This is a genomic window from Bacillus sp. JHAA (genome assembly GCF_036961585.1).
Taxonomy (GTDB): Bacteria; Bacillota; Bacilli; order Bacillales; family Bacillaceae; genus Bacillus; species Bacillus velezensis.
On sequence record NZ_JBAMDE010000008.1, the window covers coordinates 25,877 to 51,930 of the forward strand.

The 26,054-nt window shown below is 46.4% G+C and carries 28 protein-coding genes; 23 read left to right on the top strand and 5 right to left on the bottom strand.

Annotated elements, in window-relative coordinates; translation table 11 throughout:
• Positions 1 to 69 precede the first annotated feature (69 nt).
• The 17 genes from V7728_RS17115 to V7728_RS17195 all read left to right on the top strand — a co-directional run bounded on the left by V7728_RS17115 (position 70) and on the right by V7728_RS17195 (position 15,082).
• The gene (locus V7728_RS17115; protein ID WP_042634993.1) at positions 70 to 981 is read left to right on the top strand and encodes an amidase domain-containing protein; all 912 of its coding nucleotides are present in this window, start codon (positions 70 to 72) and stop codon (positions 979 to 981) included.
• Positions 982 to 1,017: 36 nt separating this feature from the next.
• A complete protein-coding gene (gene trmL, locus V7728_RS17120; protein WP_007610253.1) occupies positions 1,018 to 1,500 on the top strand; it encodes a tRNA (uridine(34)/cytosine(34)/5-carboxymethylaminomethyluridine(34)-2'-O)-methyltransferase TrmL in 483 nt (160 codons plus the stop codon).
• Positions 1,501 to 1,638: 138 nt separating this feature from the next.
• Positions 1,639 to 2,271 (top strand): YhbD family protein, encoded by a 633-nt coding sequence (locus V7728_RS17125; RefSeq protein ID WP_007408428.1) that lies wholly within the window; start codon positions 1,639 to 1,641, stop codon positions 2,269 to 2,271.
• Positions 2,262 to 2,975 carry a polymer-forming cytoskeletal protein gene (locus V7728_RS17130; protein ID WP_236655711.1) on the top strand — a complete coding sequence of 238 codons (714 nt, stop codon included), beginning with the start codon at positions 2,262 to 2,264 and terminating at the stop codon, positions 2,973 to 2,975. Before V7728_RS17125 ends, V7728_RS17130 begins: the two co-directional genes overlap by 10 nt.
• 11 nt (positions 2,976 to 2,986) lie before the next feature.
• Positions 2,987 to 3,697: a hypothetical protein gene (locus V7728_RS17135; RefSeq protein ID WP_072588933.1), complete on the top strand. Its 711-nt coding sequence runs from the start codon at positions 2,987 to 2,989 to the stop codon at positions 3,695 to 3,697.
• A gap of 358 nt (positions 3,698 to 4,055) precedes the next feature.
• Positions 4,056 to 5,951, top strand: a complete 1,896-nt coding sequence (prkA, locus tag V7728_RS17140; RefSeq protein ID WP_003155391.1) for a serine/threonine protein kinase PrkA — start codon at positions 4,056 to 4,058, stop codon at positions 5,949 to 5,951.
• A 190-nt stretch (positions 5,952 to 6,141) separates the two neighbouring features.
• On the top strand, positions 6,142 to 7,326 hold the full coding sequence (gene yhbH, locus V7728_RS17145) for a sporulation protein YhbH (protein ID WP_007408433.1): 1,185 nt from the start codon (positions 6,142 to 6,144) through the stop codon (positions 7,324 to 7,326).
• 180 nt (positions 7,327 to 7,506) lie between these two features.
• Entirely contained in the window at positions 7,507 to 7,971 is a 465-nt protein-coding gene (locus V7728_RS17150; RefSeq protein ID WP_003155389.1) for a MarR family transcriptional regulator, read from the top strand.
• Positions 7,972 to 8,007: 36 nt separating this feature from the next.
• Entirely contained in the window at positions 8,008 to 8,673 is a 666-nt protein-coding gene (locus V7728_RS17155) for an HlyD family secretion protein (protein ID WP_007610259.1), read from the top strand.
• 40 nt (positions 8,674 to 8,713) lie between these two features.
• The gene (locus V7728_RS17160; protein WP_003155387.1) at positions 8,714 to 10,309 is read left to right on the top strand and encodes an MFS transporter; all 1,596 of its coding nucleotides are present in this window, start codon (positions 8,714 to 8,716) and stop codon (positions 10,307 to 10,309) included.
• A gap of 24 nt (positions 10,310 to 10,333) precedes the next feature.
• Positions 10,334 to 10,867, top strand: coding sequence for an NAD(P)H-dependent oxidoreductase (locus V7728_RS17165; RefSeq protein ID WP_003155386.1), 534 nt, complete (start codon positions 10,334 to 10,336; stop codon positions 10,865 to 10,867).
• 12 nt (positions 10,868 to 10,879) lie between these two features.
• Positions 10,880 to 11,251: a hypothetical protein gene (locus V7728_RS17170; protein ID WP_025284468.1), complete on the top strand. Its 372-nt coding sequence runs from the start codon at positions 10,880 to 10,882 to the stop codon at positions 11,249 to 11,251.
• A gap of 119 nt (positions 11,252 to 11,370) precedes the next feature.
• Positions 11,371 to 12,138 (top strand): hypothetical protein, encoded by a 768-nt coding sequence (locus tag V7728_RS17175; protein WP_012117148.1) that lies wholly within the window; start codon positions 11,371 to 11,373, stop codon positions 12,136 to 12,138.
• Positions 12,139 to 12,140: 2 nt separating this feature from the next.
• Complete coding sequence (locus V7728_RS17180; RefSeq protein ID WP_099567263.1) at positions 12,141 to 12,518, top strand: GntR family transcriptional regulator; 378 nt, start codon at positions 12,141 to 12,143, stop codon at positions 12,516 to 12,518.
• A complete protein-coding gene (locus V7728_RS17185; RefSeq protein WP_025284469.1) occupies positions 12,508 to 13,224 on the top strand; it encodes an ATP-binding cassette domain-containing protein in 717 nt (238 codons plus the stop codon). The genes V7728_RS17180 and V7728_RS17185 overlap by 11 nt, the downstream gene beginning before the upstream one ends.
• Positions 13,225 to 14,142, top strand: coding sequence for an ABC transporter ATP-binding protein (locus V7728_RS17190; RefSeq protein ID WP_012117151.1), 918 nt, complete (start codon positions 13,225 to 13,227; stop codon positions 14,140 to 14,142).
• Positions 14,135 to 15,082: an ABC transporter permease gene (locus tag V7728_RS17195; protein ID WP_025284471.1), complete on the top strand. Its 948-nt coding sequence runs from the start codon at positions 14,135 to 14,137 to the stop codon at positions 15,080 to 15,082. Before V7728_RS17190 ends, V7728_RS17195 begins: the two co-directional genes overlap by 8 nt.
• 90 nt (positions 15,083 to 15,172) lie before the next feature.
• On the opposite strand, the gene cspB is transcribed toward V7728_RS17195, so the two are convergent.
• The gene (gene cspB, locus V7728_RS17200) at positions 15,173 to 15,373 is read right to left on the bottom strand and encodes a cold shock-like protein CspB (RefSeq protein ID WP_003155376.1); all 201 of its coding nucleotides are present in this window, start codon (positions 15,371 to 15,373) and stop codon (positions 15,173 to 15,175) included.
• A gap of 382 nt (positions 15,374 to 15,755) precedes the next feature.
• On the opposite strand from cspB, the gene V7728_RS17205 reads away from it, so the two are divergent.
• A complete protein-coding gene (locus V7728_RS17205; RefSeq protein ID WP_045207034.1) occupies positions 15,756 to 16,586 on the top strand; it encodes a MetQ/NlpA family ABC transporter substrate-binding protein in 831 nt (276 codons plus the stop codon).
• Positions 16,587 to 16,602: 16 nt separating this feature from the next.
• Here the strand turns inward: V7728_RS17205 and V7728_RS17210 are convergent, their stop codons facing one another.
• Entirely contained in the window at positions 16,603 to 17,682 is a 1,080-nt protein-coding gene (locus V7728_RS17210; RefSeq protein WP_095284604.1) for a GGDEF domain-containing protein, read from the bottom strand.
• A gap of 151 nt (positions 17,683 to 17,833) precedes the next feature.
• Between V7728_RS17210 and V7728_RS17215 the strand changes: the two genes are divergently transcribed.
• On the top strand, positions 17,834 to 19,225 hold the full coding sequence (locus tag V7728_RS17215; RefSeq protein WP_061581852.1) for an L-cystine transporter: 1,392 nt from the start codon (positions 17,834 to 17,836) through the stop codon (positions 19,223 to 19,225).
• A gap of 102 nt (positions 19,226 to 19,327) precedes the next feature.
• Here the strand turns inward: V7728_RS17215 and V7728_RS17220 are convergent, their stop codons facing one another.
• On the bottom strand, positions 19,328 to 19,906 hold the full coding sequence (locus V7728_RS17220; RefSeq protein ID WP_099566516.1) for a hypothetical protein: 579 nt from the start codon (positions 19,904 to 19,906) through the stop codon (positions 19,328 to 19,330).
• Between the two features lie 144 nt (positions 19,907 to 20,050).
• On the opposite strand from V7728_RS17220, the gene V7728_RS17225 reads away from it, so the two are divergent.
• A complete protein-coding gene (locus V7728_RS17225) occupies positions 20,051 to 20,590 on the top strand; it encodes a YhcN/YlaJ family sporulation lipoprotein (RefSeq protein WP_003155362.1) in 540 nt (179 codons plus the stop codon).
• Positions 20,591 to 20,710: 120 nt separating this feature from the next.
• A complete protein-coding gene (locus V7728_RS17230; RefSeq protein WP_014417278.1) occupies positions 20,711 to 21,613 on the top strand; it encodes a hypothetical protein in 903 nt (300 codons plus the stop codon).
• On the opposite strand, the gene V7728_RS17235 is transcribed toward V7728_RS17230, so the two are convergent.
• On the bottom strand, positions 21,614 to 22,276 hold the full coding sequence (locus V7728_RS17235) for a spore coat protein (RefSeq protein ID WP_099566517.1): 663 nt from the start codon (positions 22,274 to 22,276) through the stop codon (positions 21,614 to 21,616).
• Between the two features lie 192 nt (positions 22,277 to 22,468).
• Here V7728_RS17235 and V7728_RS17240 point away from each other — a divergent pair, with 192 nt between their 5' ends.
• Both V7728_RS17240 and V7728_RS17245 read left to right on the top strand, forming a co-directional pair.
• Complete coding sequence (locus V7728_RS17240) at positions 22,469 to 24,523, top strand: 5'-nucleotidase C-terminal domain-containing protein (protein ID WP_309194182.1); 2,055 nt, start codon at positions 22,469 to 22,471, stop codon at positions 24,521 to 24,523.
• Complete coding sequence (locus V7728_RS17245; protein ID WP_061581855.1) at positions 24,520 to 25,116, top strand: class D sortase; 597 nt, start codon at positions 24,520 to 24,522, stop codon at positions 25,114 to 25,116. The genes V7728_RS17240 and V7728_RS17245 overlap by 4 nt, the downstream gene beginning before the upstream one ends.
• Here the strand turns inward: V7728_RS17245 and V7728_RS17250 are convergent.
• Positions 25,113 to 26,021: an RluA family pseudouridine synthase gene (locus V7728_RS17250; protein ID WP_099566518.1), complete on the bottom strand. Its 909-nt coding sequence runs from the start codon at positions 26,019 to 26,021 to the stop codon at positions 25,113 to 25,115. The two genes, V7728_RS17245 and V7728_RS17250, sit on opposite strands and share 4 nt — an antisense overlap.
• Between the last annotated feature and the right edge of the window lie 33 nt (positions 26,022 to 26,054).

A 26,054-nucleotide genomic window follows, 5' to 3' on the forward strand; every position in this document is an offset into this window, starting at 1 on the left:
TATAGAGAAAAAGCACTTGGCGTGAGTTCAAGTGTTTTTCTTTATAAAACAGTATGGTGGGTGGAGCGCTTGAAGCATATTATTGAAGATTTAGCGGAGGCCCGGCTTCATTATTTAATCAACGGAACCGAGATGAGGCACAATGGGCAGCCCGGCGATCTTGAGGTCCTGACGAGAAAAAAAGAGCTGTTTGAAAAACGGAAAGTTGACATTGTGAAAGCGAAGGCAAAAGCCGTCATTGTCAAAAGCAGCCTTGAGGACGACGGCACGTTATGCGTCATGTACACGATTCATTTCGAATATTTGTGCAAGGAGCATGACGGACACCTTTACTTAGAAGAGCAGATTGAGGAGCGGACTGCATTTCTCTATGATCAGCTTTTGATTAAAGATCGGGAAGTAAAGAAAAAACCGGCGGGATTTTCTGACGGAAACAGCGTAATTGAATATGAGCGGAGTGAACGGGAAGATTTCGGGCGGGCGTTTCTATACGACCGTCTGGCTGCCGTGCAGTACGCGGAGAAGTTTTGGAATAAACGAAATCCCGCTTATAACAATTTCAGCGACAACTGCACCAATTTTATTTCCCAATGTTTACATGCCGGAAAAGCACCGATGCGGGGGCATCCGAACAGAGGCTCAGGCTGGTGGATGAAGGCAAGCTCGTGGAGCTACAGCTGGACGGTCGCGCATTCGATGAAGATGTATCTGGCCCAATCCAAGGCAGGGCTTCGCGCGGTGCAAGTATCAAGAGCCGAAGAACTGATGCCCGGAGATATCATTTGCTATGATTTTGAAGGGGACGGCCGTTTTAATCATACGGCGATCGTGGTCGCGAAAGATAAAAGCAATATGCCGCTTGTCAATGCCCAAACGTATGACAGCAGAATGAGATATTGGTCATATGAGGATTCAACGGCGTATACTCCTTCCATCAGATATGCGTTTTTTCATATTACGGATGATACGACAAAAGTGTAATTAATGATATAATGGTGGGCGGAATAAAAAACAGAGGTGAACATCGTGGCATTACATGTCGTTTTATATCAACCCGAAATCCCGGCCAATACGGGAAATATCGCACGTACTTGTGCGGCAACAGACACAACGCTTCATTTGATCCGCCCGCTCGGATTCTCGACCGATGATAAAATGCTGAAGCGCGCCGGACTCGATTATTGGGAGTTCGTCAACGTCGTATATCATGATTCATTGGAAGAGTTATTTGAGGCATATGAGAACGGAAAGTTTTTCTTCATTACAAAATTCGGCCAAAAGCCGCACACATCATTTGATTACTCAAATACGGAGGAAGACTTTTTCTTCGTATTCGGCAGAGAAACGAGCGGACTTCCGAAAGAATTGATCGAAAACAATATGGACCGCTGCCTGCGTCTGCCGATGACCGAGCATGTGAGATCATTAAACCTGTCCAACACGGCCGCGATTCTTGTATATGAAGCGCTGCGCCAGCAAAATTACAGAGATTTGACGTGAGAAAAAACGCCCGCATCCGGGCGTTTTTTTTATTGAATAAAAAAGACGGACAGCAGCGGTTCACGGCGTTTTTATATTTATGGGCTTAACAACGTAACAGTGTTATGTTACAATACATTCATCGAAGGAGCTGGATTCATGGAGGAACAACTGATTTCTAAAAAAGAATTGCTGGAAGAAACATCAATTTCATACGGGCAGCTGTACCGCTGGAAACGGAAAAATTTAATTCCTGAAGAATGGTTTATCCGAAAATCAACATTTACAGGCCAGGAAACATTTTTTCCGAGAGCGGAAATATTAAAACGCATCTCAAAAATACAGAAAATGAAAGAAAATCTGTCTTTGGATGAAATGAGAGAAATGCTGTCTCCGCAAATGACTGATGTCAATATAACGTCTGCGGAGCTGCTTCAAAAGGGACTGATTTCAAAAGCCGCGCTGCAAGTTTATGGCGAAGACGGCGTGACATTCACGTCCCGCGCGCTGCTGTCTTTATATGTGCTTGAAGGACTTTTGCGATCGGGCAATATCAGCCTTGAGGAAGGAAAATTGGCGGCAGGGGTGCTGAAAACGTATGAGGCTTCCGAACTGAAAGCAAATACGGAGCTTGTCATGCTCCGAAAGCTTGGCGTAACGACGTGCTTCATCGCAGACGCGGAACATATTTTATTTGAACCGACTGTCAAAGTGGTTGAACGGGTGGCGCTTGCTGCGGCATCGGAAGAATTAAAAACGAAATGGATGCAGGAGGACCATCAATGGAAGTAACAGATAAATTAATCATCAACGGTTCAGGAAGTTCAAAAGGAGGCCGTTTTCATACAGTAGAGATCAACGGAAGCGGCACGGTGTCAGGTGATGTGGAGTGCGCGAGCTTTTTGTTTAACGGCAGCGGAAAAACAGACGGACATGTCAAGACGCAAACGCTGACGATCAGCGGTTCGGGGAAAATTTCCGGCAGTGCCGAAGCTGAATCCATCCGTATCAATGGAACGGGTGTCATTAAAGGTGATGTCAAAACGGAGCGGCTGAACGTCGCGGGATTTTCATCTTTCGGCGGCGGTGTGAAAGCTGATGATATTTTCATATCCGGGAAAGCCGCGATTGAAGGCGATTGCGAGACAGAGACGTTCCGTTCGGAAGGCAAATGCAAGATCGGCGGCCTGCTGAATGCCGATGAAGTCAGTATTAAGCTGGCGGCGGGAGAAAGCCATGTGAAAGAGATCGGCTGCCGCCATTTGAAAGTGATGAGCAGAAAGAGCGTGCTTACGCGTTTTAAGCTGATGCCGGCCCCGGTGCTGACAGCGGAGCTGATTGAAGGTGACATCATTGAATTGGCGGACACGAACGCGAAGACAGTCCGCGGAAATCATGTACGGATCGGCGCAGGCTGCACCATTGGGACTGTGGAATACAGCGGCGATTTTACATGTGATCCTTCCGCTTTGGTTAACAAAGTCGTGAAACGATAGGAGGAACTGCGATGGAAACGACAAAAAAATTGAGTCATTTAAAAATGTACGGAGCCGGACACGCCTCCGGCGGCTCCTACCAAAATGTAAGCATTAAAGGGGAAGGAACTGTCGGCGAAGGACTTCAAAGCGAACGCTGCCGGATATTCGGTACGGGACTTTTTCTCGGAGATGCCGAGATCAACAGGCTGAAAATTTTCGGAGAGCATGAAGTTGCAGGAGATTTATCAGCACGTTCAGCAAATGTGATGGGCACATTGAAAGTCGGCGGCTCCATGCGTTTCGCCACGATGAGGCTGAAAGGACTTGCTGAAATTGGCGGCGGGGCCGCGGGAGAGCGGTGTCATATAAAAGGCAGTCTCACCGTCAGCGGTGATTGCCAGACGGAGCTGCTTCATGTAACAGGATGTATCAATGTGGCGGGATTGTTAAACGCGGGGGACGTAAACATCCATTTGCGTTATGACCGAAGCCGCGTGAAAGAAATCGGCGGCACATCGATCACCGTCAGACGGAAACCCGGTTTTCTTAAACGGAAAGCCGGCACGCTTTCTGCTGAATTGATCGAAGGGGACGCAATTTACCTCGAATACACGGAAGCGGACATCGTCAGAGGGAAACATGTGGAAATCGGCCCGGGCTGCAAAATCGGAAAAATCGAGTATCAAACAAGCTGCAAATCTCATGAAAAATCAACTGTCCAAGAACATATTCAAATATGAAACATTGTTATGTTGTACAGGAAAGGGTGCTCTTTATGAAGAGCACCCTTTTGCCGTTATTTGTTTTCAGGTTTGCTGTCGTAACCCGCCGTAAAAATGGATACTAAAAAAGTGAGAATGACCCCAAGTAAAATGATCGTTTTCATCATTTCTCCTCCTCTTTGCTTTTCCATTTGATGTCCGAGTCTGGATGAAACTGTATTTCTTTCATTATGAACGGTGCACCGGACCCTTGTCAATGACGGCCTTATAACGTCTTTATTTTTAAGAAACGAAAAGCATGTATTATCACGTCACCGCATAGATTGTAACAAAGTACCTTATTTCTAGTGCATTAACCATGATAGAGGAGGTTCTTATGGATATATTAAAGAAAATTGAAAAGTACAGAGAGGAAGAGCAGCGTCTCAAATGGGAAGGGACGTTCGCTGATTATTTGGAGATCATAAAAGAAAATCCATTGGTCGCGCAGTCTGCTCATTCTCGCGTTTTTAATATGATAAAAGACAGCGGAATCGAGGAGGATGACGGTAAAAAGACATACAGCTTTTTCTCGCGGGAGCTGTTCGGCCTTGAGGAATCTCTGGAACGGCTCGTGGAGGAATACTTTCACCCGGCTGCCAAGCGGCTCGATGTAAGAAAACGGATTTTACTATTGATGGGACCCGTCAGCGGCGGAAAGTCAACTCTTGTCACCATGCTGAAAAAAGGGCTTGAAGCCTACTCATTGACAGACAACGGCGCTGTTTACGCCATTAAAGGCTGCCCGATGCATGAAGATCCTCTCCATCTCATTCCCCATCATCTGCGCGACGACTTCTACAGAGAATACGGCATCAGAATTGAGGGCAGCCTTTCTCCGCTTAATGTCATGCGGCTTGAAGAAGAATACGGCGGCAGAATTGAGGATGTAAAGGTTGAACGTATATTCTTCTCGGAGGATAAACGTACCGGAATCGGAACCTTCAGCCCGTCTGACCCGAAATCACAGGATATCGCCGACTTGACGGGGAGTATTGATTTTTCAACAATTGCCGAATACGGCTCAGAATCAGATCCGCGCGCTTATCGGTTTGACGGTGAATTAAATAAAGCGAACCGCGGAATGATGGAGTTTCAGGAAATGCTGAAATGCGATGAAAAATTTCTGTGGCACCTTCTGTCACTCACGCAGGAAGGGAATTTCAAAGCCGGACGGTTTGCGCTCATCTCAGCCGACGAATTGGTTGTTGCGCATACGAACGAAACGGAGTACCGCTCGTTTATTGCCAATAAGAAAAATGAAGCCCTTCACTCCAGGATCATCGTGATGCCTGTTCCTTATAATTTAAAGGTGTCAGAGGAAGAACGGATTTATGAAAAAATGATTTCTGAAAGTGATGTTTCTGACGTACACATCGCCCCCCATACATTAAAAGTGGCCGCGATGTTTTCTATTTTGACCCGGCTGAAGGAACCGAACCGCTCTGATATTGATCTCGTCAAAAAAATGAGGCTTTATGACGGAGAAAGCGTTGAAGGTTACAATTCCGTTGATCTTGAGGATATGAAGAAGGAATTCCATGATGAAGGAATGAGCGGAATTGACCCGCGCTATGTCATCAACCGCATTTCCTCAACAATTATCAGAAAAAATATGGAATCGATCAATTCGCTTGACGTGCTGCGTTCCTTAAAAGAAGGACTTGACCAGCATCCGTCCATCTCCGCCGAGGACAAAGAGCGGTATATGAATTTTATTTCCGCCGCCAGGAAAGAGTACGATGACATCGCTAAAAAAGAAGTGCAGAAGGCGTTCGTCTATTCATATGAAGAATCCGCGAAAACTCTCATGGACAATTATTTAGATAATGTGGAAGCGTACTGCAATAAAAATAAGCTCCGCGATCCGCTGACGGGTGAAGAAATGAATCCTGACGAAAAACTGATGAGATCCATTGAAGAGCAGATCGGCATTTCAGAAAACGCGAAAAAAGCGTTCCGCGAAGAAATCTTAATCCGCATATCCGCCTATGCAAGAAAAGGAAAACGCTTTGACTATAATTCGCACGAAAGACTCCGCGAGGCGATTCAGAAAAAGCTGTTCGCAGACTTAAAAGATGTGGTGAAAATTACGACCTCCACCAAAACGCCGGATGAGCAGCAGCTTAAAAAGGTCAATGAGGTAGTGGCAAGGTTAATAGATGAACACGGCTATAATTCGACAAGCGCTAATGAACTGCTGAAGTATGTCGGAAGCTTGTTAAACCGCTGATGTTTGATTTCATTGAGAGGCCCGTCTGTAAAAGGACGGGTTCTTTTGTCTGTTTTTCGCAATTGTTTGTCAATTGGAGAGTCCGGCCGGCATAAGATAAAAATAAATCTTTTCGCCGGACTTGTTTCATAAACAGGACCAAGCCGGAATACACATGTAAAACGACCATAACGGTTAAGGAGGGGAATTCATGTCCCGTAATGACAGCGGAAATTTTTTGATTTCAGAGGAAGACTGGTCCCTCCATCGCAAAGGCTTTGACGACCAGCAGCGCCACCAAAAGAAAGTACAGGAAGCGATAAAAAACAACCTTCCGGATCTTGTCACTGAGGAAAGCATTATTATGTCCAACGGAAAAGATGTCGTGAAAATCCCGATTCGTTCGCTTGATGAATATAAAATCCGTTATAACTATGATAAAAATAAACATGTCGGCCAAGGCGACGGCGACAGCGAAGTCGGCGATGTCGTCGCAAGAGACGGCGCAGATAAAAAGCAGGGAGCTGGAAAAGGCCAGGGAGCCGGCGATCAGGCAGGCGAGGATTATTATGAAGCGGAAGTTTCATTGATGGATCTGGAAGAAGCGCTGTTTCAGGAATTAGAACTGCCGAATCTGCAGCAAAAGGAAAGGGACAATATCGTCCATACCGATATCGAGTTCAATGATATCCGGAAAACCGGGCTGACAGGGAATATCGATAAGAAAAGGACGATGCTGTCGGCCTATAAACGAAACGCCATGACAGGCAAGCCGTCGTTTTACCCTATTTATCCGGAAGATCTGAAATACAAAACATGGAATGATGTGACGAAGCCGGAATCGAAAGCTGTCGTTTTAGCGATGATGGATACAAGCGGTTCGATGGGCGTATGGGAAAAGTATATGGCGAGGAGCTTCTTTTTTTGGATGACACGATTTTTACGGACAAAGTATGAAACGGTTGATATCGAATTTATCGCCCACCATACGGAAGCGAAGGTTGTGTCCGAAGAAGATTTTTTCTCGAAAGGCGAGAGCGGGGGCACCATCTGTTCCTCCGTTTACCGGAAGTCTCTTGAATTAATTGATGAAAAATATGACCCCGCCCGCTACAACATCTATCCGTTTCATTTTTCAGACGGAGATAACCTGACTTCGGATAATGCCCGGTGCGTAAAGCTCGTCAATGACATCATGAAAAAATCGAATCTGTTCTGTTACGGTGAGGTCAATCAATATAACAGGCATTCCACCCTCATGTCCGCCTATAAAAATGTCAAAGATGATAAATTTAAATACTACATCCTGAAACAGAAATCAGACGTATTTCAAGCGCTGAAAAGCTTTTTTAAAAATGAGGAAGCCGGTGTAAGCAAAGCATCGTATGAAATATAAAGCCGAGTGAAGAATCGTGCGGCCGCGGTTCTTCACCCGGCTTTTTTAAATTAAAAATAAAGAGAAAAAACGGCATAAAAAAAATCCTTAAAAAATGAAACTTTTCTCTTTACAAACCTTCTTTCATTTATTAATATTTTATCTTGTGAACTATTATTAAGGGAATGAGGTGAAAATACGGTGATTGAATCAGAGCTCGCTTTGCTCAGTTTTGAACAACTGTTTGATACTTCCAGATCGATTTACAAAAAGCAGAAAATGATTCTGGAGACAGTTCTTGAACCTTTTGATATTACAGTGCTGCAGTATCTGCTGATGTTCAAAATACATAAGAGCAAAAGCACGCAGCTTTCAAGGCTGGCTTTGTCGCTTGATCTGAAACCGGCGTCTGTCACGAGAATGACCGATATTCTGTATAAGCGCCGCCTAATGGTTCGGAGCGACTATCACGACGACCGGCGTGTTGTTATGATTCAGTTAACCGAAGAGGGGGAAGAACTTCTAAAGAAAGCTGCTGTTCAATATGCCGAAAAAGCGGCGGTCTTATACCGGCAGCTCAATACCGCTGAACTGCAGTACCTGCGCAAGCTTGCGGAAAGTTTAACGAAGCTTGCAAACGGCTGTGCAGTGAAAAACGGAAAATAAAAAAATCCCCACATATTTTTATCATCATTCCACAAAATGATAGAGGAAGAAACGAAAGGAGAAAACAAAATGAACAGAGGACGTTTAATTCTGACCAACATTATCGGTTTGATTGTTGTTCTTGCAATTATAGGCGGAGGTGCTTACTACTATTATCAAAGCACACACTATGTAAAAACCGATGAAGCAAAAGTTGCCGGCGACATGGCTGCTATCACAGCTCCTGCTGCGGGTAAAGTAACTGACTGGAACCTTGATGAGGGGAAAGAAGTAAGCAAAAACGACGTTGTTGCAAAAATCAAAGGACAGCAAAATGCTGACGTAAAAGCCATCATGGATGGAACAATCGTGAAAAACGAAGTGAAAAACGGCCAAATGGTGCAAGCCGGTACGACAATTGCCCAGGAAATTGACATGAAACACCTTTACATCACTGCAAACATTAAAGAAACAGATATTAGAGACATTGAAGTAGGAAACAAAGTAGACGTAATTGTTGACGGCGACCCTAATACAACATTTGACGGAACAGTAGAAGAAATCGGTTATGCGACAAATTCAACATTTGATATGCTGCCTTCTTCAAACTCAAGCGGCAACTACACAAAAGTAACGCAAAAAGTTCCTGTTAAAATTTCACTCAGCAACCCATCTGACAAGGTGCTTCCTGGTATGAACGCATCTGTAAAAATCTCTGAATAATACAGATCAGTCATCAAACCATGAAGGGAGGTTGTCTTAGGTGGCTAAATCAGATAATCAAGTAAAAAGTCCTAAAACATTGCTTATTGTGCTTATGGCCGGGTTATTCCTGGCGATCTTGAACCAAACGCTTCTTAACGTGGCGATGCCGCACTTAATGACCGAGTTCGGTGTGAGTGCGACGACGATTCAGTGGCTTACGACCGGATACATGCTGGTCAACGGTGTTTTGATTCCGTTATCTGCGTTCTTAATTACCCGGTTCGGACAGAGAAGCCTCTTTCTCGTAGCCATGTTCTGTTTTACAGCGGGAACGTTAGTCTGCGGAATCGCGCCTAACTTCTCAACCATGCTGATCGGCCGGTTAATTCAGGCGGTCGGCGGCGGTATCCTGCAGCCGCTGGTCATGACAACCATTCTGCTTATCTTCCCGCCTGAAAGCAGGGGGAAAGGAATGGGGATTTTCGGTCTTGCGATGATGTTTGCTCCGGCGGTCGGACCGACTCTTTCCGGCTGGATCATCGAGCATTACACATGGCGCATTATGTTCTACGGCCTTGTTCCGATCGGGGCAATCGTTATTATCATAGCGTTCTTCCTCTTTAAGAACTTGGTGGAACCGCAAAAAATCAAACTCGACAGCTTGGGTGCGATTCTATCCATTGTCGGATTTGCCTCATTGCTTTACGGAGTCAGTGAAGCGGGCAGCGACGGCTGGGGAGATCCGATCGTGCTGTCTACCGTCATTGTCGGTGTCATCGCGATTGCCGCGTTTGTCATTCAGCAATTGCGCTCTGAAAAACCGATGCTCGACTTCCGGGTATTTAAATATGATATTTTCTCACTTTCCAGTGTGATTAACATCATTATTACCGTTGCGCTTTACACAGGAATGTTCCTGCTTCCGATTTACCTGCAGAACTTAGTCGGCTTTACGGCGCTGCAATCGGGCCTCTTGCTATTGCCGGGCGCGATTGTCATGCTGATCATGTCGCCGATTTCCGGTATTCTGTTTGACAAAATCGGTCCAAGACCGCTTGCGATTATCGGGCTGGTCATCACGGTCGCAACGACATTCCAGTACACAAAATTGACAATTGACACACCTTACACGCACATTATGCTTGTCTATGCCATCCGCGCATTCGGTATGTCACTGTTAATGATGCCTGTTATGACAGCCGGAATGAACCAGCTTCCGGCACGGTTGAACAGCCACGGCACGGCGATGAGCAACACGCTCCGCCAGATCAGCGGTTCAATCGGAACAAGTTTGATCACAACGATTTATACGAACCGTACGACAATGCACTATTCGCAGATTGCGGATAAAACGAGCACGGCTGATCCAAGCTTCATGCAGTCGTTCCAAAGCGCGGTTTCGAATTTAATGGTCAACATGAACATGTCGCTTGATGCGGCGAAACAAACCGTTTATTCTTATCTCTACAAAACAGCTTCACTTAATTCCAACGTTATGGGGATTAATGACGCGTTTATGTGGGCGACGATCTTTGCGGTTATCGGCGTAGTCCTGAGCCTGTTCTTGCGTGACGTACGGAAAGACAAACAGCGGGCGAAGAAAAAAGAGGAGCTGTCATTGCTTCCGGCCCCTAAAGAAGTGAAGGAATCTTAATCATCTGAATGGGAGGTTTCCTGAATGAAAATTTACGTAGTGTACGATAGTGAAGGCGAACATACAAAACATCTTGCTGAAGCCATTGCCGAAGGAGCACGAGAAAACGCTGAGGCTGAAGTCCTGATCGACCATGTCGATCAAGCAGACATCCGCAAGCTGAAAGACATGGATGCCATTATCTGGGGATGCCCGGGACACTTTGGCACCATCAGTTCAGGCTTAAAAGCGTGGATCGACAGACTCGGCTATCTGTGGGCTGAAGGCGAGCTGATTGATAAAGTCGGCGCCGTATTCTGTACGACGGCGACAACACATGGCGGATTAGAAATGACAATGCACAATCTGATCACTCCTATGTTTCACCAAGGCATGATTGTTGTCGGACTTCCCGGCAACGTTCCTGAAAACGCGCTGTACGGCTCTTACTACGGCGCGGGCGTCACATGCCCGGTTGACAGCGATGTGCTGATGACGGAAGAAGGCCTTCAATTAGGCCGTGCGCTTGGCAGACGTGTCAGCCAAGTCACAGGTAATCTAACTGCCGGACGACAGTAAGGAGAGGGTTATATGGCCATTATTATAGCGGTTATTGCTGCTGTCATTGTGATTGCACTTCTTATCACATTCAATGTCCGCAGCACTTCTGCAGGACAGAATGTCAAAGAAGAAAAGAGAGAAGCGATCGGCACTACAGCCGAACAGCCGGAAAAGCATGATCCGGCCGAGGAGCGCTCAGCCGAGCATGCTCCAGTCGTTGTAAAATCTGAATCTCCCCGTGAGAAAAAGAATACAATGGGCGATGATGTGTACCGTCAGGCGCTTCAGAAGTTTAAGACTTCTGAGACGGATCAGGAACCAAACGATCCTGATAGCGGCGGCAAAATGCAGGATAGCAGCTATCGTGATGCGCTGCTCTCCTTAAAAAACAAAAAGAAGTAATTGAAAAGGCAAATCTGCGTAAGAGCGGATTTGTCTTTTTTTTATTGAAGATATTGTAATACGTGATGATCTAGTGTACTATGTTACTCATACACTTGATCCGAATGGAGAGAGAAAGAATGACATCGTTTTTAGGTTTGCTGAAAAAAGATGCGAAAGTTTCATGGATTTGGCTCGCGGTGTGGCTTTGCGGCATGATTTGCTGGGCGTTTGCAGCCCATGTCATCGCTGCCCGTCAGAAAGAACCGCTCGTCATTTTCGGCTTTTTTACGGCAATGGGGTTTTTTCAATTTCTTGTAGCGCCGCTTTTTATGTACTATCACCTTCATAAAGAAGGAAAAAATCAGCTGTGGCTTTACAATCCGAATGGAGGATTTTATCTGCTGGCTTCCAAGCTGACGGCCTCACTGCTGTATCAGTTGATCGGGCAGCTGGCGCTGACCGGTTACGGTATTTGGATGTACCGGATGCTTTCTGCAAAAGGAGCGCTGGAACACACCATTCCCCTGGCCGGCACATTAACCGGACTGAATGCTTACCTGCTGATCAGTTCAGCGTATTTATCTGTGATCGTGGCCGTCTTTTGGACTGTTTTTCACTCATTAAAACATGTTCCCGTCCTCCGTTGGGTGATCTGCATCGTGCTTGCGTTTGTCTGGACCTATATTGACGATAAAATCATTACGCCTTTCACTTCATCTCAACATGATTTATGGCCGGTAAAAGTGTATGCGGATTTTGATTTTCACTATACAAAATTGACCGGCTGGACGGTGGAGCTGAAGGCCGTCCACATCTCGCTTTTCAGCTTCCTGGCAGTGATCGTGCTTGCGGCGCTCTGTCTCGCACTGGCCTCTATGCTGCTGAATCGAAAGGTTGAGGTGTAATGATGGAGAATGAATTTCAGTCATCCAAGCCGATTTATCTGCAGATTGCCGATCGTGTATATTACCGGCTGATCCGAAGTGAGCTTTCACCGGGGGACAAACTGCCGTCCGTAAGGGAGATGGCCGTACAGATGAAAGTGAATCCGAATACGATACAAAGAACGTACAGTGAAATGGAAAGGCTGGGGATCGTGGAGACGAGAAGAGGACAGGGAACCTTTGTAGCGGAAAGGTCCGATCTGAAAGCGGAGCTGAAAGACAGGCTGACTAAAGACGTTTTCAAACGCTTTATTCAGGAAATGGCGGAGCTGGGGCTATCTCCTGAGGAAATGATCGACGGGATCAAACAATATGCGGAGGAAGCAAACGATGAATCTTGATTTTGAACGCGTAACAAAAAAATACGGCCGCAGGCTCGCGGTCAGCGATGTATCATTTTCATTGTCTCCGGGTAAAATCTACGGAATTTTAGGGCCGAACGGAAGCGGTAAATCAACAACGCTTAAAATGCTTGCCGGGCTTGCGTTCCCGACCTCGGGCGCCGTCCGGATCGGAGACTGCGCAGTAAGCAGGAACATGCTGTTTCGTACGGCTTATTTAACCGAACATGATATGTTTTTCGCCCGGACGACCGTCGGTGATATGCTCACATTTTATCATTCGCAATTCCCGGATTTTCAGCTGGAAAAAGCACATAACCTATTAACGGAAATGAATCTTTCAGCGAAGCAGAAGATAAAAGAGCTGTCCAAAGGCAGCCGGGGCAGGCTGAAAATCGTTTTGGCCCTGTCGAGAAAAGCATCCGTCATTCTGCTGGATGAGCCGTTTTCAGGTCTTGATCCGGCGGTCAGAGAATCGATTGTCAACAGTCTCGTATCTTATATTGATTTTGACAGCCAGATCGTCGTCATCGCCACGCATGAGATCGGCGAAATTGAGACGCTGTTAGACGAAGTGATGGTTTTCATAAAAGGGAAAATCGCTGAACGGCGCGAGGTCGAAGAAATTAGGGAACAGGAAGGAATGTCCGTGCTGCAATGGTACAGAAGCGTCATGCAGGCGCACGAAATAGAAGGGGGATTCTAATTGGAAACGGTATTAGAACTGCAACAGGTAAAGAAAACGATAAAAGGACGAACGATTATTCATGATCTGAGCTTCTCCGTCCGGGCGGGCGAAGTGTTTGGGTTTCTAGGGCCGAACGGAGCGGGGAAAACCACTACGATCAGAATGATGGTCGGATTAATGAAACTGTCTCAGGGAGACATCGTAATCTGCGGGGAATCCATTACGAAAAACTATGCAAAAGCGGTCAGGCACGTCGGAGCCATCGTGGAAAACCCGGAGCTGTACAAATTCCTGAGCGGTTATAAAAATTTACAGCAGTACGCAAGGATGGTAAAAGGCGTTACGAAAGAAAAAATAGATGAGGTCATCGAGCTCGTCGGGTTGCAGGACAGAATACATGACAAAGTAAAAACCTACTCTCTCGGAATGAGACAGCGTCTCGGCCTCGCCCAAAGCCTGCTGCATAATCCTAAGGTGCTGATTCTGGATGAACCGACAAACGGCCTTGATCCCGCGGGCATCAGGGAAATCAGGGACCATCTGAAAAAGCTGACACGTGAAAAAGGAATGGCTGTCATCGTCTCAAGCCATCTGCTGTCAGAAATGGAGTTAATGTGCGACCGAATCGGCATTCTGCAAAAAGGGGAGCTTGTCGATATTCAAAAAGTAAGGGATGAAGGAAAAGAGGATAAAGATACATACTTCTTCCATATTGAACAAAGAGAAGAGGCTCTTGCCGTTCTGAGTCAGTTTGACTGTGTGAAGAAGACAAACGGCATTGAGATCAAGCTGTCAAAACAGGAAGTGCCTGATGTGATTTCACTGCTCGTCCGTGAAAACATCCGCTTATATGAAGTGAAAATCATGACAAAATCTTTGGAAGACCGTTTCTTGGAGATTACCGGCGGGACGAAAGAGGAGGTTCAATATGTTTAAGCTGATCTATAATGAATGGATAAAAATTTTCAGCCGCGTCGGCACGTGGGCTATGATTGTAATTTTAGGCGTTTCGATGATCGGTTTTGCGCTTCTGTCAAACCATTTCACCTCGAGCGAAGCCAATCCGAATTGGAAACAGGAGCTCCAGGCCGAAAACAAAGAAATGAAACAGCAGATGAAGGAAACCGGAAACCAGACGCTCATTGATAACCTGAAACAGAATGTCGCGATAAATCAATACCGTATGGATCATAACATCCCTGAGGATACAGGGTACACAGTGTGGTCATACGTAGCTGATTCTTCGATGATGACTGTTTTGACCGGGCTGTTTACGATTATCATTGCCGCAGGCATCGTGGCGAATGAGTTCAACTGGGGGACGATCAAGCTGCTGGCTATCCGTCCGCTCAGCCGTTTTCAGATTTTGCTTTCTAAATATATGACGGTGCTGCTGTTCGGACTGCTGATGCTTGTGATTTTATTTGCCGGCTCCGCTCTGTTGGGATTGGTCTTTTTCGGTACAGGGGGAGATACTGCGGCTGATGTTCATCTCGTATACAAAGACGGCCATGTTTTTGAGCAAAATATCATCGCCTTCCTCGCTAAAACATATGTCTATGAATCTGTCTCCGCTTTTATGCTTGCGACGATGGCGTTTATGCTGTCTGCGGTATTCCGGAACAGCTCATTAGCGGTCGGATTTTCTATTTTTCTATTGGTTATGGGAAACACGGCGACTGTATTTCTTGCCACGAAATTTGAATGGACCAAATATATTTTATTCGCCAATACGGATTTGTCGCAATATATGAACGGGACTCCTTTAGTAGAGGGGATGACGATGACATTTTCGGTTGTGATGCTTGTGATTTACTTCGTTATTTTTCTGGCGCTCGCATTCGGCGTCTTCTTAAAACGCGATATTGCCACCTGATATAAAAAGCTGTTTTGCCTTTGCAAAACAGCTTTTCGTTTTAGATGAAAAAAACCCTGCCGGCGTACACCGGCAGGGTTTTTAAACAATTTATGCTTTTGTTACGTTAGCAGCTTGTGGTCCGCGGTTTCCTTCAACGATTTCGAAAGAAACAGATTGGCCTTCTTCTAAAGTTTTGAAGCCTTCGCCTTGAATAGCAGAGAAGTGAACGAATACATCGTCTTGACCTTCTACTTCGATGAATCCGAATCCTTTTTCAGAGTTGAACCATTTTACTTTACCTTCTAACATGAAATTTCCTCCTAAAGCGACATAACGCTTAAATTCACTATTCTTGCTCTAAAACAAACTTCCAAGACGAAAACTCTTACAAAACTTTCTTCTTAAAGATAGTTCGAACAAAAATAATTACCTTTACTCTACCAGTAATTCGAAGAAAAAACAACTGCTAAATGTAACTTTTTTCGAAATAACATGTTTTAAGAGGAGAACGCTCTGATACGGAAATCTGATTTGAGACTAGAACAGCCCATTTTCAGCTGATAAAAACCGCTTTGCAGCCTCTTAAGGAAGCAATTGACAACCCTTTTTTTAATCGGTATTGTATGTAATCATGAGCCCGAATACCATGGTGCAGCCTCTGTACATAAAAATAGATAGGGAGTAGGTCAACTTGAACCTGCGGCTTATAAACAGTCTGTTTCTTTTCATTTTGATCATATCACTTACTTCATGCCATTATCCTGACGGGAACCGGACAATTACTATCGGAATCAATGAATCTGATCAATCGATCTGGGAGTTTGTCGCGAAAAAAGCCGGTGAGGAAGGATTGCAGCTTTCTTTGGTAACGTTTTCGGATTATGCCGAGGCCGATTTGGCGCTTGCCGGCGGGGATCTCGACGCCAATGCGTTTCAATCCGTTTCTTATTTTCAATCTTTGCCGCCTCATGTGAAAAAGAAGCTGGCTCCTTTAGGAACGACATATGCGGCATCGCTGGGGGTGTATTCCAAGCAACATAAACGGCTGAAGGATATACCGGACGGAGCGGTCATTGCTGTGCCTGGTGAAGCGGCGGCCTTCGGCAGGGCGCTTTTTCTCATGCAGGAGGCCGGACTGATGACATTGAAAAAGGGATTCACCGGTACGGGTTCAACTGATATGATCAAGGACAACCCGAAGCATCTGACCTTAAAAACGGAAACAAAAAAGAACGCCTATCAGGCGGCGGAACATGCTGACGCAGCAGTTCTCAGTCAAAGCGAGGCGAAAAGAGCAGGATTTCATGCGGAGAAGGACGCGCTGATCCGATCGGCGCAAATGAAGGAAGCGTATATTCATCTGATCGCCGTCAGGGCTGAGGATAAAGATGATGAACGGATGCAAAAACTCCTGTCTTTGTATCAATCAGATGATACCGCGGCGTTTATTGAAAAAGAATATGAGGGCAGCCTGATTCCTGTTTTCCTGAAAGGCGGCTTTCTCACTGAAAAGAAAGAATGATTTCCTCTTCGGGCGATCATTCTTTTTTTTCAGTGCTGCACACTTGATTGCGCCCTGATGTTTTCGCTTTGTACAGCATCCGGTCCGCGATCAGGGGCAATGTCTGAGGATCCGATGTATTTGTCGGATAATGCGCGATGCCGAGGGAAACGGTCACGGGAATTGTATCTCCGCTCGTCAGCAGAATCGGGTTCGCGTCAATCGTGTGCCTGATTTCTTCTGCGAGGTGAAGCCCTTTTGTATACGTGCAATTGGGCATAAGCACGGCAAATTCTTCCCCGCCGATGCGGGCTGACGGATCAGAACTGCTGAGTAAGAACCTCAGGCGCGCCCCCAGTTCCTTCAGTACTTGGTCCCCTTCATAATGGCCGTATTGATCATTGATCTGCTTAAAGTGATCAATATCCAAATAAATAAGCGCGAGCTGAGACGAGGGGGATTGAGACGCCCGATCGTACAGAACGCGCGAGACTTCCTCGAATTTTCTCTTATTAAAAATCCCCGTCAGAAAATCATAATTCGCTTGAAACTTGTATTGCTTGAACAAAAGGCGGGCATCGGCTTCGTGTTTAATGATATACAGCGACAGCATTCCGCCCAAGGTAGAAATGAGCCAAAAATAAACGAGGGCCCCGGCAGGCTGTTCAGGCATAAGTAACAGCAGCGTCAGGGTGATAATAACATTTGAAAAGAGCAGCATAACGAACGCATTTTTGTGATTCGGCTTTTTTCCTCTGAATACGGCCACAGAAAGTATCGCAATCATGCCGACTGCGGCGATAGAATAAATGGCGCTGGCATTGAAATTGATCAGGATACGGCCTGCCACGATAATGATAAAGGCAGCTGCTGTAGACACCCAGCCTCCGTAAAGAGCGGCGATGATAATGGGGATATTTCTGAGATCAATGATGGAATCGGAGTAAGAAAAGCCGAAAGCAATCAGAAAAACCCCTAAAAGCCCGCAAACCGCCCCCTTCAGTAATTGAAACATCGGACGGTCTTCTTTATGTGAAAGCGACTCTTTAAAAAGAACGGTGAAGAGATAATTAAATGTGATTAAAATCGTCAAATTAAGAAACAGTTCCTTCAGCATAACAATCACCCTTATATAAGTTACTAAAGAAAGGATGGAAAGAAAAGAGAAAAATCATTAAAAATACATATATTGTCAATTCTTACTTGACCGATCGGAATTGATGTAATATAGTGTTTAAGGATAATGAGCAAGGGAGTGTTTACCTGTTTTGGAGAATTTATTTGTAATCTTACATGTTTTTATTTTGTTTTTGTTTATAGCAGGTCTGTTTGTGATGCAAAAAAAACACGTTTCCTTTTCTAAACGTGTCTTTACCGCGCTCGGATTAGGCATTGTATTCGGTTTTGCGCTGCAATTGATTTACGGGCCGGCCTCACATGTCGTGGCACAAACGGCCGATTGGTTTAATATTGCCGGCGGCGGTTATGTCAAATTGCTTCAGATGATCGTCATGCCGCTAGTCTTTATTTCTATTCTCGGCGCATTTACGAAGCTTAAACTGACCCATAACATCGGGAAAATCAGCGGTCTGATCATCGGAATTTTGATCGCTACGACAGCAATTGCCGCGGCAGTCGGAATTGTTTCGGCGCTTTCCTTTGATCTGAAAGCCGTTCATATCGACCAGGGGAGCACTGAGTTATCAAGGGGTCAGGAGCTGCAGCAAAAATCTGAGGATATGACGGCCAAAACGCTGCCTCAGCAAATCGTTGAGCTTCTGCCGGGGAATCCGTTTCTTGATTTCACGGGAGCCAGACCGACTTCCACCATCGGAGTCGTTATTTTCGCCGCTTTCCTCGGCATCGCTTTTCTGGGGGTGAAACGGAAGCAGCCGGAGCACGCAGCGACATTCAGCGGAATTGTCGATGCGGTTTACGCGATTATTATGCGCGTCGTGACATTAATTTTAAGACTGACGCCTTACGGGGTATTGGCGATTATGACCAAAACGATCGCGACAAGCGACATCGACAGCATTGCGAAACTGGGGATGTTTGTGATCGCTTCATACGCCGCGCTTATCGCCATGTTTATCATTCACTTGCTGCTGATCACGTTCAGCGGTTTAAATCCGATCACATACGTGAAAAAAGCATTTCCGGTTATGGTGTTTGCGTTTACGTCCCGTTCAAGCGCAGGGGCTTTGCCGCTCAATATTAAAACACAAAAAAGCATGGGCGTACCGGAAGGCATTGCGAACTTCGCCGGTTCATTCGGCTTATCAATCGGTCAAAACGGCTGTGCCGGCATTTACCCGGCGATGCTCGCGATGATGATTGCGCCGACAGTAGGGCAAAACCCGTTTGAACCGGGATTTATCATCTCCGTCATCGCCATCGTGGCAATCAGTTCATTCGGTGTAGCAGGCGTGGGAGGCGGCGCGACATTTGCGGCTCTGCTCGTCCTATCCTCTTTGAACATGCCTGTCGCGCTTGCCGGGCTGCTCATTTCAATTGAGCCGTTAATTGACATGGGGCGCACCGCCTTAAATGTCAGCGGCAGTATGACCGCAGGGCTGTTAACAAGTAAAATGACGAAGGAAACCGATACCGCGGTGTACAATGATTCCTCAATCGTCATTGAAGCTGAAGAAGCTTAACAAAAGCAGATCGATGGTTCATTTTCTTATAGAAAAATATGAGATAGAGCGCTAAAACGAAAAAATCCTTCATCGTTGAACGAATGAAGGATTTTTTCGTTTCTAATGATTTCCGGGTTCAATTTCTTCCAGCATATTCATCACGGTGCTGTCATTTAAAACATTTACCGCGCTTTCTTCGAAGTGAATCGGCTCGGTATAGTGAGGCTTCGGCGAAGTTTCTTTACTGCGGCTGCGGTCTGCCTGTCTGTCCGTATGGGATGAGCCGGAGTGATTGCGGGAAGTCTGCTCATGCTGCTGTCCGCCGGATTCCCCGCCGAACGCCTGTTTGATCAGCTCGGCAGGCTGCAATGAGCCGGTTTGTGAATGCCGGGCTTTGTCCGTGTGCTGCTGTCCGCCGGATTCCCCGCCGAACGCCTGTTTGATCAGCTCGGCAGGCTGTAATGAGCCGGTTTGTGAATGCCGGGCTTTGTCTGCGTGCTGCTGTCCGCCGGATTCCCCGCCGAACGCCTGTTGAATCAGGTCAGCAGGCTGCATGGAGTGTGTGCCATCTTTATGCTGCATTCTGCCTGAAACCATTCCGGAGATTTTCCGGCGGATTTCGGGTGATAAAGCTGCAATCAGAATCGATGATCCGATCAGCAGCGCTGTCGGGCCGATGCCGCTTTTTTTTCTGAACAAGTTAAATCCCTCCTCATTCAATTGATTACGCTTACCTTTCCCTTTCCTTCTGATATTTATCCAAACCGCTCAGAATGCAAACGGCGTGTATAAATCCCGCCGAATAGAAAAACCTATACGTAAAGTGAGAAAGGAGGAATTCACATGATAAAAAAGCAAGCAGTTATCTCTGCCCTTCTTCTGCCGATGCTGATTACCGCAGGGTGCAGTATGGGGAACCAGGGAGAAGGAAAACGAAATGACAACCGCACCCAGAATGTAAATTACCGCAACACGCCTAACGACGGTGCGACAAATATGAATACAGTGAACCGTCATAACCAAAACACCGATCACAATGACAATCGTAACCTGAGAGTGGCTGATAAAGCCGCCGACAAGGTGACTGATTTAAAAGAGGTTAAAAATGCGACTGTGATCGTTGCCGGAAACAGCGCATATGTTGCTGTTGTTTTGACAAACGGGCAAAAAGGCGCCATCGCCAACCATTTAAAAAATAAGATTACCGATAAGGTGAAATCAGCCGATAAACATGTCCGGACTGTATATGTATCAGCGAACCCGGACTTCGTTGAACGTATGCAAGGCTACGGAAAACGAATCCAAAACGGACATCCTGTATCCGGTCTGTTTGATGAGTTCGGCCAAATGGTTCAGCGTGTATTCCCAAACCCCAATAAATAAATGAATGGAAAAGCCGCATTTGCTGCGGCTTTTTTATTTTATCTGCCGTCACGACCCAGCGCTCCTGAGCATAAAGTAAAGAATGAGATGAAAATGAAAGGATCGGGGAGGGGAGCTTGTTTGCGTGACGGCATGGGGAAACGGGCGGCATTCACTCTGATCCTGTGCGGAGTCCTTGTCATATTGGCTGTCAGTTCAGCCGTTTCAGTAAGTATGATGTACGTCCTGTCAGGCCAAAACAGCCGCTCTGTTCCGACGAAGGAACAAGTGACTGAACACATGAATAAAGAAATTTACAAACATACAGCGATTTACTATACGGCGGATGAAAAGCCGCTCTTGGATCTGACCAAGCTTACGCTGGACCACGCAAAGCGTATCAATCAAATCATTGTCGGCTATAAAGGTGCAGCGCCGCTTGAACTCATTTTCTTTTCGGATGAAGCTGAAATGGAGCAATATTCAGGATTGAAAAATGTAGTCGGTTTTTATTCAGAACAGGAGCAGATGATGGGGCTTTTGCCTGAAGAGAAAAAACAGCTTTTGAAAAAAGATGAGCTGGCCGTTTTCATGTATAAGCAATTGATTATACATGAATATACACATTACGCGTTTCATCAAAAAACGCGGCAATTGGGGACGGATACGTCTGTATTTCCGCTTTGGTTTCATGAGGGGCTGAGCGAGTGGGTCGCGCATTATGATGTAGTCATTGATCCGATTGCATTTTCCGTCGTGCCGTTTGATCAATTAACGACCGACCGAAAATGGCAGAAATCGCGTATGGAATATGAAACGGATGTCTATTTGCAAAGCTTCTATATGATAAAGGACTTAACCGAAACATTCGGAGAAGGCATTATCTTAACCATTATCAACAAAACCGCCGAAACACAGGATTTTGAAAAAGGCTTTGAAGCGGCTACGAAAGAAAGCCTGAAACAATTTGAACATGATTTCATAAAAGCATATGAAAAAAAGAAAACGGCATTGGAGAGTCAGGTTTCCAACGCCGTTTTTTAATCAATGGAGGTTTTGCTGCTGCTGTCCCATTTGTCCTTTAATCGGAGGCATTTGCGGCTGTCCCTGGGCCGGCGTAAATGAATTCAGCATGGTCTGCATATCTTGTGCATTGAGCTGAGGAACCTGATAATAACCGTGTTTGTTTTGGTATAAGAAGATTTCATACGCCATTTCGACATATTGCTGAATTTGGGCGGAGAGCACTCTTCTAGTGACGGGATTGGTCATTTCAAGCGAGCTCATCGTCAAGAGAGAAGCTTGAGCTTTAATCAGGCCGAGCATATGGCCGCTGATCCCGAGATCTTTGACATCATTTAATGATTGATTCGGTTTTTTCGGCTGAGTCGGTTTTATACCGTAGACGGCCTGGTTCTGTTCCTTCATCATATATGTCGACGTTTCCTGAGAAGGCTTTTGGCCGGTCTTAAAGCATTCTGCCGTCAGATTATAGAGTCCGAGAATGAATTGATACTGGCGGTCAAGGATGTCGGCCAGCTGCTGATCCTGTATAAACTGTCTGAGCATCATAAATTGATCCAAAACGCCGACTGTTCCGGCCAGCACTTCATGCATATCGAAAAGCTCATGTCCTCCGTGATTCACTTGCGGTGAACCCGGGATCCCTTGATTTACTGGCGGCTGCTGATTCTGCTGCTGTTCCACTGGTTGTTTTCCTCCTTCATGTCAAATCATCATTAAGATGTGAAAAAAGCCGATCCGTTATACATCAAGACCTGTTTCGTTACGTGGGGATTATTTACTATTTTGCGCCAGTGAAGACAATCTTTACAAAAAAGTGATGTGATTTCTAAGAAAATAAGCTAACGTATTTCTTAGAAGACAGGGGGGAAATAAATGAAGAAAAAAAGGGGTATGCGTCTTACGTGCTGTTTGCTGACGGTTTGTTTTATGATGTTCAGCGTGAAAGATGCAGAAGCAATCGGACAAGCAGGATCACTGAATGAAGCTGGAATGGATAAAGCGTATAAAGAACGGCAGACTGAAGACTCCGGCCGTGTCCCGCTCAGAATCATCAGCATGAATGATCTGCACGGAAAAATTGATCAGCAATATGAGCTTGACCTTAACGGAGACGGTAAACCGGATGGCACGTTCGGGCGGATGGACTACGCCGCAGCGTACATTAAAAAGGCGAAAGCCGAGAAAGAACACGCCTTTGTCGTGCATGCGGGCGATATGATCGGGGGCAGCTCTCCCGTGTCAGCCCTTTTTCAGGATGAACCGACAGTAGAATTGATGGAAGACATCGGTTTTGATGTCGGAACTGTCGGCAATCACGAATTCGATGAAGGAACGAATGAGCTTAAACGGATCATCAATGGAGGAGATCATCCGGACGGTAAGGGGACAAGCTGTTATGACGGCCAAAATTTCCCGCTCGTCTGCGCCAACTGTAAACTGAAGTCAGGGGAGTCCTTTCTGCCGCCGTATGAAATTAAATACGTTTCCGGAATTCCGGTCGCATTTATCGGGGTTGTAACCAGATCGGCGGCAGGCATGGTCATCCCGGACGGAATTAAAGATATTACGTTTACGGATGAGGTAAAGGCCGTCAATGACGCCGCCGCTGACCTGAAGAAAAAAGGAATTAAAGCAATCGCCGTGCTCGCCCATATGTCTGCTGAACAAAATGGCTCAGCAATCACGGGAGAATCCGCAAAGCTTGCAAGCGGAACAGACTCAGAGATTGATGTGATTTTCGCCGCGCACAATCATAAAGTCGTAAACGGAGAAATCGACGGCAAGCTGATCGTGCAGGCATTTGAATACGGAAAAGCAATCGGAATCGCCGATCTTGAACTTGATAAAGAGTCGAAGGATATCGTGAAAAAATCAGCGGAAATCCAATATATCGATCAAAGTAAAATCAAGCCTGACCCGGCTGCGGCAGGCATATTAAGCAAATATGAAGAGAAAGTGAAACCGATTATCAGCGAAGCGGTCGGGGAAGCGGCCCATGATATAACGGGCGGGTATTCAAATGACGGCGACACGGCGCTCGGAAATCTGATTGCCGACGGTATGAAAGCGAAGATGAAATCCGATTTTGCGCTTATGAATGGGGGAGGCATCCGGGACGGCATAAAAAAAGGGGCGATCACATGGGGAGACCTTTATAATGTACAGCCGTTCGGCAATGTGCTGACGAAGCTTGAAATCAAAGGAAAAGATTTGCGGGAGATCATTAACGCGCAAATTTCTCCGGTGTACGGTCCGGATTACAGCATCAGCGGATTTTCCTATACATGGAACCCGGAAACCGGACAAGCGGTTGAAATGAAAATGGCGGACGGGACAGACATACAGCCCGAAAAAGGATATACAGTAACAGTCAATCAATTTATGGCGACGGCAGCGGGGGCAAAATACGGTCCGATCGGGAAACTCGGCAAGAATCCGGTGACGGGGCCTGAGGATTTGGAAGCGACAGTAGACTATGTCAAAAGCTTTTCCGCGCCGATTTCTTATCAAACCGACGGCCGCATCCGCACGGTATCAGCCGCCGAAACACCTGATGACACCGGCAATCAGCCGGGAAGCGGGGAAACACCGGGCGGCACCAGGCCTGATAAAGGAGAAAAACCTCAAGCGGAAAAACCCGCTAAAAAACCGGATGCGGCAGAACAGCCTGATCAAACCAAAAAAACTAAACGTCCTGTCGTAGAAGAAACAGCATCTGATACAGTGCAGTCAATTCCCGAATCCCGTCCGGCGTCTGCCGCAAATTCGGAACAAAGCACAAAACAGACTGAAAGCGGCACACAAAAAGGCCGCCCATTGCCTGATACTTCAGCGGGCAGCCATCAGACGGCATTGGCCGGCCTAGTGATCACGGGTGCCGGCGTATATTGGCTTTTCAGAAAGAAAAGGGGAACCCGCACACGATGAACAAACTGAAACATATTCCGCTTCTCGTCATCATCGCCGGTATCATCATCACATGTTACGGAAGCTGGAAGATCATTGATTCACATATGAAAACGAACCAATCGCTTGAAGAAGCAAAAAAAGCAACAGAACCTGTCTTGGAAAAGAACGAAACAAAAAGCGCTGTGCTGACACAGCGCAAAAAAGAATTTCACCCCGAAACGGGTGAGGCAAGCGGCATTTTAGAAATCCCTGAAATCGACGCTGAGCTCCCGATCGTCGAAGGGACTGACGCAGATGATTTAGCAAAAGGCGTCGGACATTATAAGGACAGCTATTATCCGGGCGATCACGGCCAAATTGTGTTATCCGGCCACAGGGACACGGTGTTCCGCCGGACCGGCGAATTGAAAAAAGGAGACAGACTGAACGTGATTTTGTCTTACGGCACGTTTTCTTATAAAATCAGCCGTACAAAAATCGTCAGCCGGGATGATACATCTGTCATCACCCTTCAGCACAAGCGGGAGGAACTGATCCTGACCACTTGCTACCCGTTTTCTTACATTGGAAATGCGCCGAAACGATATATTATATATGCCGACCCGGTTTAAAAAAAATACGTTTCGGTAAAATGAGCCAGATCAGCCGGCATCGGCGCCTCGGCAACGATTTCTTCTCCTGAGATCGGATGGACGACACTGACTTTTTTTGCGTGAAGCGCCTGCCTGTGAAACAGCGTCCTGCTTCCGCCGTACAGGTCATCGCCCGCCAACGGATGGCCGATGCTTGCCATATGCACCCTGATTTGATGTGTTCTCCCGGTTTCCAGTTCAAGCTCTGCCAATGTAAGCTGCGCACCGGGATGATAGCCTTTCACTTTGTAATGGGTGACGGCAGCTTGTCCGCCGGGTGAGACACGCCGTCTGACCGAATGTGACCTGTCGCGGCCGATCGGCGAGTCAACCGTGCCTTTTTTAGGCGCGACTTTTCCTTCCGCCGCGGCGATATAGGTGCGTTTTAATGTTTTGGTTTCGAGCTGACGGTCAAGGATTGCATGGGCCAGGCGGTGTTTCGCGAAAACGACCGCGCCTGACGTGTCACGGTCAAGACGGTGAACGTGGCGCACTTTCGCCTGCTCGCCGTTGATTTGAAAATGGTAAGCGATCAGGTTGCTGAGGGTGCCGGTCTGACCCTCTTCATTTGGATGAGTCGGCATTCCCGCCGGCTTATTTGCAATCAGCATATGATTGTCCTCAAATAAAATGTCCGGCTCTCCGTATTCCGGAGTCACCGAAGAACCCGTTTTTTCCTGAAGATCAATGAATAAGCGATCTCCGGTTTTCAGTATGATGTTGTTTTTCGGGGATGTTCGATTCACCTGAATGCTTTCTTGGTTCATCCATTCCGTAATTACGGGTTTTGACGCCTGGAATTCAGATTTCAGGACTGAAAACAGCCATTGTCCGGCGTGCTTTTCCGTAATCAGGAGTTCCAGACCGCGGTCATTTTGTTTCATATCATAAAGCTCCTTTTCAAGCGGAAAGCGGCT

Coding starts and splice junctions, on each gene's coding strand:
- V7728_RS17240 (WP_309194182.1), top strand. CDS start 22,469: ATGAAGAAAAAAAGGGGTATGCGTCTTACGTGCTGTTTGCTGACGGTT.
- yhbH (WP_007408433.1), top strand. CDS start 6,142: ATGTCCCGTAATGACAGCGGAAATTTTTTGATTTCAGAGGAAGACTGG.
- V7728_RS17180 (WP_099567263.1), top strand. CDS start 12,141: ATGGAGAATGAATTTCAGTCATCCAAGCCGATTTATCTGCAGATTGCC.
- V7728_RS17130 (WP_236655711.1), top strand. CDS start 2,262: ATGGAAGTAACAGATAAATTAATCATCAACGGTTCAGGAAGTTCAAAA.
- V7728_RS17195 (WP_025284471.1), top strand. CDS start 14,135: ATGTTTAAGCTGATCTATAATGAATGGATAAAAATTTTCAGCCGCGTC.
- V7728_RS17210 (WP_095284604.1), bottom strand. CDS start 17,682: ATGCTGAAGGAACTGTTTCTTAATTTGACGATTTTAATCACATTTAAT.
- V7728_RS17125 (WP_007408428.1), top strand. CDS start 1,639: ATGGAGGAACAACTGATTTCTAAAAAAGAATTGCTGGAAGAAACATCA.
- V7728_RS17245 (WP_061581855.1), top strand. CDS start 24,520: ATGAACAAACTGAAACATATTCCGCTTCTCGTCATCATCGCCGGTATC.
- V7728_RS17170 (WP_025284468.1), top strand. CDS start 10,880: ATGGCCATTATTATAGCGGTTATTGCTGCTGTCATTGTGATTGCACTT.
- V7728_RS17225 (WP_003155362.1), top strand. CDS start 20,051: ATGATAAAAAAGCAAGCAGTTATCTCTGCCCTTCTTCTGCCGATGCTG.
- V7728_RS17175 (WP_012117148.1), top strand. CDS start 11,371: ATGACATCGTTTTTAGGTTTGCTGAAAAAAGATGCGAAAGTTTCATGG.
- V7728_RS17165 (WP_003155386.1), top strand. CDS start 10,334: ATGAAAATTTACGTAGTGTACGATAGTGAAGGCGAACATACAAAACAT.
- cspB (WP_003155376.1), bottom strand. CDS start 15,373: ATGTTAGAAGGTAAAGTAAAATGGTTCAACTCTGAAAAAGGATTCGGA.
- V7728_RS17155 (WP_007610259.1), top strand. CDS start 8,008: ATGATAGAGGAAGAAACGAAAGGAGAAAACAAAATGAACAGAGGACGT.
- V7728_RS17250 (WP_099566518.1), bottom strand. CDS start 26,021: ATGAAACAAAATGACCGCGGTCTGGAACTCCTGATTACGGAAAAGCAC.
- V7728_RS17135 (WP_072588933.1), top strand. CDS start 2,987: ATGGAAACGACAAAAAAATTGAGTCATTTAAAAATGTACGGAGCCGGA.
- V7728_RS17185 (WP_025284469.1), top strand. CDS start 12,508: ATGAATCTTGATTTTGAACGCGTAACAAAAAAATACGGCCGCAGGCTC.
- prkA (WP_003155391.1), top strand. CDS start 4,056: ATGGATATATTAAAGAAAATTGAAAAGTACAGAGAGGAAGAGCAGCGT.